Annotated in this window: 10 protein-coding genes; 2 read left to right on the plus strand and 8 right to left on the minus strand. The window is 32.4% G+C overall.

The window, feature by feature from the left end:
• Positions 1–205: 205 nt before the first annotated feature.
• The 8 genes from Q0891_RS09970 to Q0891_RS10005 all read right to left on the minus strand — a co-directional run bounded on the left by Q0891_RS09970 (position 206) and on the right by Q0891_RS10005 (position 10,195).
• Complete coding sequence (locus Q0891_RS09970) at positions 206–1,039, minus strand: hypothetical protein (RefSeq protein ID WP_299101231.1); 834 nt, start codon at positions 1,037–1,039, stop codon at positions 206–208.
• A 293-nt stretch (positions 1,040–1,332) separates the two neighbouring features.
• Positions 1,333–4,686, minus strand: a complete 3,354-nt coding sequence (gene secA, locus Q0891_RS09975) for a preprotein translocase subunit SecA (protein WP_299101233.1) — start codon at positions 4,684–4,686, stop codon at positions 1,333–1,335.
• A gap of 245 nt (positions 4,687–4,931) precedes the next feature.
• Positions 4,932–5,153: a DUF2795 domain-containing protein gene (locus Q0891_RS09980; RefSeq protein WP_008272287.1), complete on the minus strand. Its 222-nt coding sequence runs from the start codon at positions 5,151–5,153 to the stop codon at positions 4,932–4,934.
• 154 nt (positions 5,154–5,307) lie between these two features.
• Complete coding sequence (locus Q0891_RS09985) at positions 5,308–5,883, minus strand: cob(I)yrinic acid a,c-diamide adenosyltransferase (RefSeq protein ID WP_299101235.1); 576 nt, start codon at positions 5,881–5,883, stop codon at positions 5,308–5,310.
• A gap of 258 nt (positions 5,884–6,141) precedes the next feature.
• Positions 6,142–6,636: a hypothetical protein gene (locus tag Q0891_RS09990; RefSeq protein WP_299101237.1), complete on the minus strand. Its 495-nt coding sequence runs from the start codon at positions 6,634–6,636 to the stop codon at positions 6,142–6,144.
• A gap of 32 nt (positions 6,637–6,668) precedes the next feature.
• Positions 6,669–7,358 carry an ABC transporter ATP-binding protein gene (locus Q0891_RS09995; RefSeq protein ID WP_299101238.1) on the minus strand — a complete coding sequence of 230 codons (690 nt, stop codon included), beginning with the start codon at positions 7,356–7,358 and terminating at the stop codon, positions 6,669–6,671.
• A gap of 84 nt (positions 7,359–7,442) precedes the next feature.
• Positions 7,443–8,213 (minus strand): O-methyltransferase, encoded by a 771-nt coding sequence (locus Q0891_RS10000; protein ID WP_299101240.1) that lies wholly within the window; start codon positions 8,211–8,213, stop codon positions 7,443–7,445.
• 119 nt (positions 8,214–8,332) lie between these two features.
• Positions 8,333–10,195: an ABC-F family ATP-binding cassette domain-containing protein gene (locus tag Q0891_RS10005; protein WP_299101242.1), complete on the minus strand. Its 1,863-nt coding sequence runs from the start codon at positions 10,193–10,195 to the stop codon at positions 8,333–8,335.
• A gap of 99 nt (positions 10,196–10,294) precedes the next feature.
• Here Q0891_RS10005 and Q0891_RS10010 point away from each other — a divergent pair, with 99 nt between their 5' ends.
• Positions 10,295–11,095, plus strand: a complete 801-nt coding sequence (locus tag Q0891_RS10010; protein WP_299101244.1) for a polysaccharide biosynthesis/export family protein — start codon at positions 10,295–10,297, stop codon at positions 11,093–11,095.
• Between the two features lie 6 nt (positions 11,096–11,101).
• On the plus strand, positions 11,102–13,573 hold the full coding sequence (locus Q0891_RS10015; RefSeq protein WP_299101246.1) for a polysaccharide biosynthesis tyrosine autokinase: 2,472 nt from the start codon (positions 11,102–11,104) through the stop codon (positions 13,571–13,573).
• Positions 13,574–13,586: the final 13 nt, after the last annotated feature.

Raw genomic sequence — 13,586 nt, forward strand, 5'->3', positions numbered from 1 at the left:
ATAAAAATATAAAGGTGAAATTCGGACTATCCATATTCGTTAATAGTGGTTTTTCATATTGTTGCCAACGTGTTTGTATAAGCTTTGTTGCGTTGTTTAAGCAGTGAATTTAGTAAATAAAACACGAACGACGAAATTCCGGAGGAATTTCCCAAGTGAGCTAAAAACAGCAATAAAGTTTATACGGTGTTAGGGGCAGTTATTTTTAAAATGCAAGTGTGTCAATATAAATTGAAATGGGAATTCTTTTTGAAAAACTTCCTTTTTCTGTTAAAATTTCAACATATATATTTCCAGCTACTGTATAACTATCTTTAATCTCGTCTCCTTTCCAAGAATTAGCCAATATTTTTGACGATATTAACTCAATTTCTGTCCAACCCTTTTTTGGAATTTTATTATTTTCTATCGATAAACTATATTTATAATTATAACTTTTTAGTTCGGATTTTCTATAAGTTACTTTTTTGTCATTTTGTTTTATATTCCAAATATTTGAAGAATGAAGATAAATTGCGTGAATTTCTGGAGAAACTCTATTTGATTTATTTTCAATATCTATATTGAAATTTATTTTAGCTTCAGCATATTCTTCTGTTGTGGATAAAACTCCATCTGTTTTTAAAGTAATTTCAAATGGATTGTTTTTTTGGTTTTCAACTTCTTTTTTTGCCCATTCAATATTTTTTGACAATTGTTCCTGAAGGTGTACTATTGAATCTCCATAAACGATATGTCTTTTATGTTTTAAATCAAATGGAATATTTTCAGCATCTTTTGTAGTTAGAATGCAAAGTTTTCCAATTGCGTGAGCGTATCCTAATTCATAAAACACGTTAGGATTTTTATCAGATAAGTCAGCAATTATAAAGTCGCAATTTTCAATTTCTTTATAAATTTTATCGAGCATTCCTTCATCAAAAAGTTCTTCGTCAAGTCGATAAGCAGAAACATCTTTTTCTGCTGCGGTCTTTTTGATTCCAATTTGATAAATGTCATCAAAGTTTTCATTAAATGGCATTATTACAAATGCTTTCATAGATTTTCGTTTTTATTGCCCCTAACTCCTTATATAAAAACCTTTATTGTCGATATCCCGTAAAATAATCAGGTTATCTAAAGTTTTGAGTTGTTTTTATTCGTCATTAAAATTAATAATTTCTCTCAAGTTTTCTATACGTAGATCTACGTATTTTTTATAAACATAACCAAAATATTATATTGTATTTTATGGTTTTCCGTATGGGTACAAAAAAATCCTAATGGGTTACATTAGGATTTTTCTGTTCTATTAATGAGATGTCTGCTTTCGTAGACATTTGTGTGATTTAGTTATTCTACCAAAACCCATTCGCCTTTATCAATTAAAGGAATGGCTTGCTTATATTTTACTTCTTTAGCTTCGCCACTCATCACATTTTTAATAGTCACTCTATCGTTTCTACCAATTTTTGGTTGTTCTCTTACAATAGTTTCTACAACTTGCTGCTGACGAGATGCGCCTTCACCAGCTTGTCTGCTTTGAGAAGCACGCTCATCTAAATTTTGAATCTCTTCTTTTTGAGTTTCTAATTTTTCTTGCTTACGTTCTCTAGCTTCTTGTATAGTATTTGCTGTTTCTTGTGGAATTTCTCCTTTAAATAAAAATGAAATTACATCTTTATTGACTTGGTCTATCATTGTTTTAAACAGCTCAAAAGATTCGAACTTATAAATTAATAATGGGTCTTTCTGCTCGTGTACAGCTAACTGAACCGATTGTTTTAACTCATCCATTTTACGTAAATGTACTTTCCATGCATCATCAACAATCGCTAATGTAATGTTCTTTTCAAAATCATTAATTAACTGTGTTCCTTTAGTTTGGTAAGCTTTTTCTAAATCCGTAACCACTTGTAGGTTCTTAACACCATCTGTAAATGGTACGACGATACGTTTAAATCTATCGCGTTGTGTATCGTATACATTTTCAATCACAGGAAATGCTAAATCTGCTGCACGTTGCATTTTTTCTCTATAGTGCTTAAAAGCTGCTTTATAAATGATACCTGCAATTTCTTGAGCACCTAGTTTTCCAAATTCAGCTTCAGAAATTGGTGCTTCCATTGAAAAGTAACGGATTAATTCAAACTCAAAGTTTTTATAATCGCTAGCATCTTTATTATTCAATGCAATACCTTCTGAGGTATCGTAAATCATGTTGGCTAAATCTACTCTAAGACGTTCACCATGTAAAGCATTACGACGACGTTTGTAAACCACTTCACGTTGTGCATTCATTACATCATCATATTCTAACAAACGCTTACGTACACCAAAGTTATTCTCTTCCACTTTTTTCTGTGCACGCTCAATAGACTTAGAAATCATTCCGTGTTGAATCACTTCGCCTTCTTTTAAGCCCATTCTATCCATCATCTTAGCAATTCGCTCAGAACCAAATAAACGCATTAGGTTATCTTCTAAAGACACATAGAATTGTGAACTTCCTGGATCTCCTTGACGACCAGCTCTACCACGTAATTGTCTATCTACACGACGAGAATCGTGACGCTCTGTGCCTACAATGGCTAAACCACCTGCAGCTTTTACTTCATCACTTAATTTAATATCTGTACCACGACCTGCCATGTTGGTTGCAATAGTTACTTGCCCAGCATTACCTGCTTGTGCTACAATATCGGCTTCTTTTTTGTGCTGCTTAGCATTTAAGACGTTATGGTCTATTTTTCTAATGCTTAACATTTTACCTAAAAGCTCAGAAATCTCTACATTGGTTGTACCAATTAGTACAGGTCTTCCTTCATTAGATAATTTAACCACTTCATCAATAACAGCATTATATTTTTCACGCTTTGTTTTATAAACTAAATCGTCTCTATCATCTCTTGCAATTGGTCTGTTGGTAGGAATTTCTACAACATCTAATTTGTAGATTTCCCAAAGTTCGCCTGCTTCAGTTACCGCAGTACCTGTCATACCAGACAGTTTACGATACATTCTGAAATAATTTTGAAGCGTTACTGTAGCAAATGTTTGCGTGGCAGCTTCAATTTTTACACTTTCTTTAGCTTCAATGGCTTGGTGTAACCCGTCAGAATAACGACGACCATCCATAATACGACCAGTTTGCTCATCAACGATCATAACCTTGTTGTCCATAACAACATACTGATTGTCTTTTTCAAATAGTGCGTAAGCTTTTAGTAATTGGTTCAACGTATGAATACGCTCTGACTTAATTCCGAAATCTCTAAATAAATCTTCCTTGAGGTTCGCTTCTTCTTCAGATGATAAACCTTTGCTTTCAATCTTAGCGATTTCTGTTCCCATTTCTGGCATTACAAAGAAATTAGGATCATCCTTTCCTGATAGGAATTCAACACCTTTATCTGATAATTCTACTTGATTATTTTTTTCGTCAATAACATAATAGAGTTCTGCATCTACTTTAGGCATTTCTCTATTGTTGTCTTGCATGTAAAAGTTTTCCGTTTTTTGAAGCAATTGCTTAATACCTTCTTCAGATAAAAACTTGATTAATGCTTTGTTTTTAGGAATACCTCTGTAAGCTCTTAATAATTGAAAACCACCTTCTTTAGTATCGCCAGCAGCAATTAATTTTTTAGCTTCAGCTAATACACCAACTAAATATTTACGTTGAACTTCTTCAATTTGCTGTACTTTAGGTTTAAGCGCATCAAACTCGTGCTCATCACCTCTTGGTACAGGACCAGAAATAATTAATGGCGTACGTGCATCATCTACTAATACAGAATCTACCTCATCTACAATGGCGTAGTGATGTGGACGTTGTACTAAATCATCTGGCGAATGTGCCATGTTATCACGTAAGTAATCAAAACCAAATTCGTTATTTGTTCCGTATGTAATATCTGCATTGTAAGCTTTACGACGTGCATCAGAGTTTGGTGTATGGTAATCAATACAATCAATACTCATACCATGAAACTGAAAGATTGGCGCCATCCATGCACTATCTCGTTTTGCTAAGTAATCATTTACCGTTACTAAGTGAACACCTTTGCCAGCTAAAGCATTTAGGTATACAGGAAGCGTAGCTACCAATGTTTTACCTTCACCAGTTTGCATCTCTGCAATTTTACCTTGGTGCATAGCGACACCACCAATAAGTTGAACATCATAATGAATCATGTCCCAAGTAATTGGCTTACCTGCAGCATCCCAAGAATTTGCCCAAATAGCTTGATCTCCTTCTAAGGTTACGTAATCATTTTCTCCAGAAATTTCTCTGTCAAACGCATTTGCGGTTACAGGAATCTGAGTATTATGTACAAAACGTTTTGCTGTTTCTTTTACAACGGCAAACGCTTCTGGTAAAATGTCGTTTAATACAGCTTCTGTTACTTCATATATTTCGTCTTCAATTTTATCTACTTCTAAGTAAATGTCTTCACGTTCGTCAATATCTTCAGTTACCTGAGCTTTTTCTAAAAGCTCTTCTTTTTTAGTGTTTAAAGGCTGTCTTGCTTCTGCAATTTTGGCTTTAAATTCGGCTGTTTTTGCTCTCAATTCATCATGTGATAGAGCTTCTAAGGCTTTTTCGAATGATTTTATTTTTTCAACGATAGGCTTAATTGCACTTACATCTTGTTGGGATTTATCTCCCACAAAAATTTTAAGTACTTTATCTAAAAATGTCATATTCTATATTTGTAAATAGATTGATTGGTTTCAATCTTTGTTTTTGTTTCAGTTAGTAAGCTAAGATTAAGCTGTTATTTAAAAATAAAAAACATCCTTAAAATCCCCTTAAGTGGACAATCTTAATAATTGTAAATTTATGATATCTGATTCAGATTTAATTTCAAATTAAAAAAGCATCCGAAAATAAAAAAAGTCTCTTAGGTATAGAAACGCAAGAGACTTTTTTGTGATAAATTTATATGTTAATATTCATCCTCATTCCAGAGGTAATCTTCATCAGTTGGGTAATCTGGCCAAATTTCTTCAATTGAGTCGTAAGAATCTCCTTCGTCTTCAATTGCTTGTAAATTTTCAACAACTTCTAAAGGTGCTCCTGTTCTAATTGCGTAGTCAATAAGCTCATCTTTGGTTGCTGGCCAAGGCGCATCACTTAAATAAGATGCTAATTCTAATGTCCAATACATAATTGCGTGTGTAATTTAATTTTTGCAAAAATAATTCTTTAGTTGAACAATTCAAGAAAAAATTAAATTAATTAATCATTAATAATAAGAACGTATAATATTCAACAATTTTAGATCGGAATATTGCATTATTCATAATCTAAAGGCTAAAAGTTTATGAATTTTTTTCTGGGATCCATTTTACTTCATCAGCGTGTAAATCATAAGACAACTTCCGTGCCAATACAAAAAGGTAGTCAGATAGTCTATTGATATACATTAAAGTTTCGGGTTGAAACGGTTCTAAGTCATTAAGATGTGACGCCAAACGCTCGGCTCTACGGCAAACTGTGCGTGCAATATGACAGAATGACACGGTTTGGTGCCCTCCAGGTAAAACAAAATGCGTCATAGGTGGAAGGCTGTCTTCCATAAGGTCCATTTCCTTTTCTAATTTCTCAATATCTTCATTGGATATCTTAGGAATATTTAAGCGTGCTTTTCCGTTTTTTAATTGTGCTTTTTCTGGATCGGTGGCTAAAATAGCACCAACGGTAAATAAGCGATCTTGAATATGCATCAACGTATTCTTATACAATTGATTAATCTCTTGGTCTCTAATTAAACCTATGTGAGAATTGAGCTCATCTATGGTTCCGTAACTTTCTATTCTTATATGATGTTTAGGAACACGCGTACCACCAAATAATGCAGTTGTGCCTTTATCTCCTGTTTTTGTGTATACTTTCATGTTTCAAAGTTAAGTTTTTAAAGTTGAAAGTTGAAAAGTTGCTTGTGTGAAGTTTGTGAAAAAGGTACAAAGTCTCATAGTTGCAAAGAGAATGGCTTGGAAGATTAAAATTGAATGTTATAAAGTTGGAAGTGTGAAGTCGCAAAGTAGCAAAGACTCAAAGTTGCAAAGAGCACTTCTTAAATGTTTAAAAGGTTGGTAAGGATTTTTTTTTTTTTTTTTTTTTTCAAATAGAAAAAACTATTATCGGAGAAGTAGTTATGATTGATTTTGCTTGAAAATATTTCTCAGACGCATTGAAAAATTAGAGGCTTCAATCTCAATATTATGATTTTTACAAAACAGCTTAAACTGGCTAATCTGACCATTTTTCATTTCTACTAATACATTAAATCCGGTATTAAATTTTAAGTTATAATGATTACCGCTTGAATGATCTATTTTAATTGATTTTACCGATTCCGTTATTATAGTTTCAGAAATGTTATTTTGAAGAATTATAAATTTATTGGCTACTAATTCTAATTTCCCGATTCTTGTGAATAAAAAATAATTGAGTATAAAGGTTAATAATAGTATCCCGTACGATATTTCGAATATTACACTATAAGGTTTAGTAAGAACGATTAAATCAAATAATTTTAAAAAATAAATAGAGACATTTATGATTATAAAAACAGTGTAAATTGATGCGTATTTATGATTTCTAAAATAATTATAATCTATTATATCTAAACGCATTTTTACACTCAAGTGAAGAATATTTTAAAATTGAATTTTTATCATTAGCTATTAAACGTATCACTCTCAATAATACCATCTCTTAAACGAATAACACGTTTGGCGTGTGCAGCAATATCTTCTTCGTGTGTAACCATTATTACGGTGTTACCTGACGCGTGAATTTGGTCAAATAAAGCCATGATTTCTGTTCCGGTTTTAGAATCTAAGTTTCCTGTTGGCTCATCTGCTAAAATAATTGAAGGCTTATTTACCAAAGCTCTACCAACAGCAACACGTTGTCTTTGTCCTCCAGAAAGTTGATTTGGTTTATGGTCCATTCGGTCAGCCAAACCAACATCTGTTAAAACTTCAGTAGCGCGTTCTTCTCTTACTTTTTTTGAAGCACCAGCATAAACCATTGGTAATGCAACGTTGTCTAAAGCGGTTGTTCTAGGTAATAGGTTAAAGGTCTGAAACACGAAACCTATTTCGGTATTTCTAATATCTGCAAGTTCGTCATCAGACATTTGGCTAACGTCGTTTCCATTTAACTTGTAAGATCCAGCAGTAGGTGTATCTAAGCAACCTAATAAGTTCATTAATGTAGATTTACCAGAACCAGAAGGTCCCATAATAGCCACATATTCGCCACGTTTAATGTCTAAATCGATACCTTTTAAAACATGTACAATTTCTTGTCCTAATTTAAAATCTCTAATGATATTTCTAATTTCAATGACGTTGTCACTCATAATAAAGGTCTTAGTTGCTTAGCTGCTCTGCAAGATACTAGTTTTGCAGCAATTTTATTATAAGACGTTAAAGTATCTTGTATGTTACAATCTAATTTTAAAATGTTCTTTTACTTGTTCTCTTCTAAAGAAAACAAAACCTAAATGGAAGCAATCTACAGTCACTTTAACGGTGTTATGGTTCTTAATATATTCCCAAGCTTGCGTCATGCCTTTAGACCAATAAATATCATCGAAAACAAAAACGGTATCGTTATGGATTTTCGGTAATAAGGCTTCAAAATATTGAATAGTTGCATCCTTGCTATGATGACCGTCAAAGAAGATAAAATCAAATTTTTCGGTTTTTATATTAGGAATTGTATCAGTGAAACTTCCTGTTATAAATTCAACATTTTTAATGTTTTGTTTTTCTATTTCATATTGAGCAAAAGCTGATGTGTTGGCACAGCCTTCAATAGTTGTGATTTGAGAGGTTGTATTGGCTAGCGATAACGGATACGTTCCCATGCCTAAAGAGGTGCCTAATTCTAAAATAGTTTTAAACTTGAAGTGTTTTGTTAGTCTAAATAATAATTCAGATTCCTTCTTTGAGCTACTCGAAGCCTTAATCATAGCACTCACTTTCCGCTTTTTGGAATCGAGTACTTTTGAACCAGCACCTAAATCGGTAATTTCTAATTCTGTTTTATGTGCTTTTAAAGTATTTCGGTACGTTTCTAAAGCGTTGTATTCTGGATATGTTGTTTTATCATAAAGGCATTTGGTAACAAAGTTATAGACAAAAGGGGAGTGGACACCGTGTTGGTTGGTGGCTTTGGTTAAGAATTTTATGTAGGATTTTATTTGGTACATTTTCTTTTGGTTGAAAAGTTGAAGGTTTTAGACTATCAAAGCTTTAAAGTTTCAAAGTTATTTATGGTATTTTACTTCACACTTCACACTTCACACTTCACACTTCACACTTCACACTTCTATCCTTCTAATTTTTCAGACAATTCAAACCAACGCATTTCTTTTTCTTCAATGGTATCTATAATCACTTGGAGTTTTGCGGAAAGTTTTCCTATTTCGTCTTGAGATAAATCTGGATTATTGAATTTAGATTCTAATGCTGTTTTATCTAATTCTAAGGACCTAATTTTAGATTCTAAATTTTTGTATTCCTTTTGTTCATTATAATCTAGTTTATTAGCTTCGTTTTTCTTTATAGCTTTGGTGTTATCTGTTTTTTCTGTGTTTTCAATTTGCTTTGTTTGACTACTATCATAAGCTCTAAAATCTGAATAATTCCCAGGGAAATCATCTACAATACCTTGCCCTCTAAAGACAAACATGTGGTCTACAATTTTGTCCATAAAATAACGATCGTGAGAAACAACAAGCAACACTCCAGGGAAATCCATTAAGAAATCTTCAAGAACATTTAAGGTAACAATGTCTAAATCATTGGTAGGTTCATCTAATATTAATACATTAGGATTCTGAATTAATACGGTACATAAATACAAACGTTTTTGTTCGCCACCACTTAATTTTTCAACAAAGTCCCATTGCTTTTTTCTATCAAACAGAAAACGTTCTAACAATTGCTGAGCGCTAATTTGTCTGCCTTTTGCTAGCGGAATATAGTCGCCAAATTCTTTAATAACATCGATTACTTTTTGGTTGGGTTTAGCTTTAATTCCGCCTTGTGTGTAATACCCAATCTTAACTGTTTCTCCTATGACTACTTTGCCACCATCTGGCTGCATACTTTGAGTAAGGAGGTTTAAGAATGTAGATTTTCCGGTACCATTTTTACCAATAATACCAATACGTTCGCCTTTTTTAAAGGTATATTCAAAACCATCTAAAATCGTTTTATCTTTAAATGATTTAGATACATTATGAAACTCAATAATTTTACTTCCTAGACGTTCCATATTTATTTCTAATTGCACTTGGTGGTCGTTACGACGTTTGTGTGCTTTAGATTTAATTTCAGAAAAATCGTCTATTCTACTTTTAGATTTTGTAGTACGTGCTTTGGGTTGGCGACGCATCCATTCTAGCTCTTTTTTAAAGAGTTGTTTTGCTTTGCCAACTTCGGTAGCTTCATTTTCAATTCTGGCTTCTCTTTTTTCCAAATAATAGGAGTAATTACCTTTGTAGGTGTATAGTTGGCCTTGGTCTAATTCTATTATTTCGTTACAAACGCGTTCTAAAAAATAACGATCGTGCGTTACCATGAAAAGCGTCTGCTGTGTTTTAGCAAAGTAATCCTCTAACCATTCTATCATTTCTAAATCGAGATGATTGGTAGGTTCATCTAAAATTAAAATATCGGGTTTACTTAAAAGCGCTTGTGCTAATGCTAAACGTTTTTTTTGGCCACCAGAAAGCGTTTTTACTTTAAGCGTTAAATCATCTAGTTTTAGTTGAGATAGCGTTTGTTGGTATTGTGTTTCAAATTCCCACGCATTGTTTCTATCCATAGCTTCAAATGCTTTTTGATAAGCATCTGTATCTTCCGGATTTTTTAGGGCGTGTTCATAAGCTTCAATAACCTTAAGAATGGGAATGTCTGAAGCAAATATTGTTTCATCGAGTGTTAGATTTGGGTCTAAATCTGGTTCTTGGTCTAAGAATGCTAACCTTAGCCCTTTTCTAACTACAATTTGCCCATTGTCTGGAGCATCTTTTCCTGCTAGAATATTTAGAATAGACGTTTTGCCACTGCCGTTTTTAGCTACAAAAGCAATTTTCTGATCTTTATGAATGCTAAATGATAAATCTTTAAAGAGTACAAGCTCTCCAAATGATTTTGATATGTTTTCTACGTTGAGATAATTCAAACTTAAATTTTTTAAAATGGAATAAAACCAAAAACAAAAGTAATTGTTTTGTTATTACTATTGATACATTATATTTGTCTTTAAAGATCTATTGAACCTATGAAGCGCTTTAAGCTTTTAATTATTTTATTGAGTTGTGTAATTGTTTCTTCTTGTATCCCTCACAAGGACACAATTTATTTACAAAACAAGGAAGATTCTGCAAACGATTCTATTCCTTATAATTTAGCTGAAATTCAAAAGCCTTACCGTATTCAGGTAAATGACATTTTGAATGTAAGAGTTAAAGCGTTAGATCAGCAAACGGTATCTATTTTAAATCCAACAGGAGAAGGAAGTCTAAATGCAAGTAGTGCAGAGCGTGCTTATTTTGATGGTTTTACAGTAGATGTCCATGGTAATATCAGAATTCCAACTTTAGGTTATCTCAACGTTTTAGGATTTACGACTGAAGAAATTGAGAACAAAATAGAAGAAAAATTACTTAAAGAGCAATTTAAGGAAACGGCCAATATCTTTGTTACAGTAAAATTGGCAGGATTAAGATTTACCGCAAATGGTGAAGTAGGTGCACCAGGAAGTAAAGTTTTGTTCACAGAACGCGTTAATATTTTTGAAGCTATTGCTAATGTTGGAGAAATACCAGTAACAGGTGATAAAAAGGATGTGTTAATAATTAGGCAATATCCACAAGGTCAAAAAATACATCATTTAGATTTAACTGACTTAAAGGTAATGCAATCTCCTTATTATTATATTCAACCCAATGATATTATTTATGTCAAGCCTTTAAGACAAAAGTCTATAGGTACTGGAGAAACTGCAGTCTCTAGTATTGCAACAATAGCTTCTATTCTTTCGTTACTAACCACAGGAGTCTTACTTTTTTCACGTTTATAAAATTATATGGGAAATTACGACGAAATAGAAGAAGCGGAATCGCATAGTATAAGTTTTGACTTTAGAGGTTATTTATTTAAGGTTTTAAATCTATGGAAGTTTGTATTGGTATGCATTGGTGCCGCTTTACTGATTGCGTATTTTATAAATGTAAGAAAGCAAAACGTCTATAAGTTAGACTCATTAATTTCTGTAGATAATGATCAGAATCCTTTCTTTACAGCAAATACAAGTATCTCTTTTAATTGGGGAGGCGTTTCTGGTAAGGTAGGTAAAATAATGACAGCTATTAAAACCAGAAGTCATAACGAGAAGGTTGTAGATTCTCTTCAATATTATATGGATTTTATGGTGGAAGGGAAATATCGAAAAATTGATATTTACAAAAATGCACCTTTTGAGTTTAAGCTAGATAAAACTAAAAAGCAAGTATTAGGTTACCCTATCGGAATTCGGATTTTAAACGAAAATGAATACGAGGTATTTACAGAGTATGAAGGTACAAGTGCTAACGCCCAACAATATGCCACAAAATTAGTTACTAGGACAAAAATGCCAGAAGGTATTTATACAAAAACCTTTAAAAACGGAGAGACTGTTGCATTACCATTTCTTAACGGACAGCTGATTTTTAAAAAAGGATATGATATTAAGCCAGGATCTGAGTATTTTATAAGATTTAGCAATTTTGACGGTGTTGTAAATTCATATAAATCAAAAATAATAATCGGAACATTTTCGGCAACATCACCTTCAATTTTAAGATTACAACTGGCTGGTAATAATAAAGATAAGATTGTAGATTATCTCAATGCAACTTCTGCAATTTTAAGTAAAACTGAGTTAGAACGAAAAAATTTATACGCAACAAATACGATTAAATTCATAGACAGTAGTTTGGCCGCTGTAAATACAAATCTCAAGGATATTACCGATGAGATGAATAAGTTTAGAAAAGAAAACAAGGTTTTTAATATTAGTGAAGAAATTACTCAGATATCAGATCAATTAAGGGAGTTAGAGTTAACTAAGCAAGAAGAAGATTCAAAACTCGATTATTTGAATAATCTTGAAGTGTACTTAAACACAAAAACAGATTACACTAAAATTGCAGCACCAACAAGCGTTGGTATCAATGAAGGAAATATACTTAATAGTGTGTCTAAGATTGTAGCTTTAGCTGCAGAACGACAAAATTTAGAATACACGACTAAAGAAGGTTCTGGGCTTTTTAAAGAAATTGATAGACGTATTAATTCAGAAAAAAATGTACTATTAGAAACGGTTGATGCTACTAAGAAAATTACCTCCATTCAGATTTCAACAATAAATCGAAATATTGCCAATTTAGAATCTAAGCTAAGTGGATTACCTGAAGATGAGCAACAGTTCTTAAAGATTCAGAGAAAATTAGATATAAGTCAAGAGGCTTATAATATTTACATGGTAAAGAGGAGTGAAGCGGCTATTGTAAAAGCGGCTAATATTTCAGATTTATCAATTATAGATGAAGCTAAAGATATTGGAGGTGGATTAATAGGTCCTAATAAATCATTGAACTATATGATGGGTTTAATGATGGGCTTCTTTATACCAATGTTATTAATATTTATAGTGTATTTGTTAGATAACACCATTCATGGATCTGATGAGGTTACAAGAATGTCTAAAATTCCTATTTTAGGATTAATAGGGAAGTACAGATACAAGAACAATTTAGTAGCTTATGAAAAGCCGAAATCTGCTGTAGCAGAATCATTTAGAGCTATTAGGTCTAGTTTACAGTTTATATTTAAAAACCGAACTACTGAAGAAAAGGCAAATACGTTAATGATTACGTCTTCTGTGAGTGGAGAAGGTAAAACCTTCACGTCGATTAATATAGCTACGGTTTATGCACTTTCGGGTAAAAAGACAATTTTACTGGGCTTAGATTTACGTAAGCCAAAAATATTTGATGATTTTAATATTACCAATGAAAAAGGTATTGTCAACTACCTTATTGGTGATGATGATTTAGAGCAAGTTATTACACATACACATATTGAAAATTTAGATTTAATTCCTTCAGGGCCAATTCCACCAAACCCTTCAGAGTTATTAATGAGTAATAAGTTAAAAGACCTTATTAATCAGCTAAAACTAGAGTACGATATGATTGTTTTAGATACACCACCATTGGGATTAGTGACTGATGCATTAGAATTAGTGCAATATGCAGATGCTACTATCTTTATGGTGCGCTTAGATTATACTAAGAAAGGTATGTTACAGTTAGTGAATGCTAAACATAGAACAGGCGAGCTCAAAAATGTTAGTTTTGTGTTGAACTTTTATAAGCATAAGAGTAATTACAATTATGGCTACGGATATGGTTATGGCTACGGTTATGGTTACGGTGTATACGGCAATGCGTATCATGAAAAGGATGAAAATTCTTTATGGAAAAAAGTTAAGAGACTTCTTAAAAAAATATAATTCTTTAATCTTT

The sequence above is a fragment of the uncultured Winogradskyella sp. genome, assembly GCF_947498005.1.
In the GTDB taxonomy this organism is placed as follows: domain Bacteria; phylum Bacteroidota; class Bacteroidia; order Flavobacteriales; family Flavobacteriaceae; genus Winogradskyella.

Coding starts and splice junctions, on each gene's coding strand:
- Q0891_RS10000 (WP_299101240.1), bottom strand. CDS start 8,213: ATGTACCAAATAAAATCCTACATAAAATTCTTAACCAAAGCCACCAAC.
- Q0891_RS10015 (WP_299101246.1), top strand. CDS start 11,102: ATGGGAAATTACGACGAAATAGAAGAAGCGGAATCGCATAGTATAAGT.
- Q0891_RS09985 (WP_299101235.1), bottom strand. CDS start 5,883: ATGAAAGTATACACAAAAACAGGAGATAAAGGCACAACTGCATTATTT.
- Q0891_RS09995 (WP_299101238.1), bottom strand. CDS start 7,358: ATGAGTGACAACGTCATTGAAATTAGAAATATCATTAGAGATTTTAAA.
- secA (WP_299101233.1), bottom strand. CDS start 4,686: ATGACATTTTTAGATAAAGTACTTAAAATTTTTGTGGGAGATAAATCC.
- Q0891_RS09970 (WP_299101231.1), bottom strand. CDS start 1,039: ATGAAAGCATTTGTAATAATGCCATTTAATGAAAACTTTGATGACATT.
- Q0891_RS09980 (WP_008272287.1), bottom strand. CDS start 5,153: ATGTATTGGACATTAGAATTAGCATCTTATTTAAGTGATGCGCCTTGG.
- Q0891_RS10010 (WP_299101244.1), top strand. CDS start 10,295: ATGAAGCGCTTTAAGCTTTTAATTATTTTATTGAGTTGTGTAATTGTT.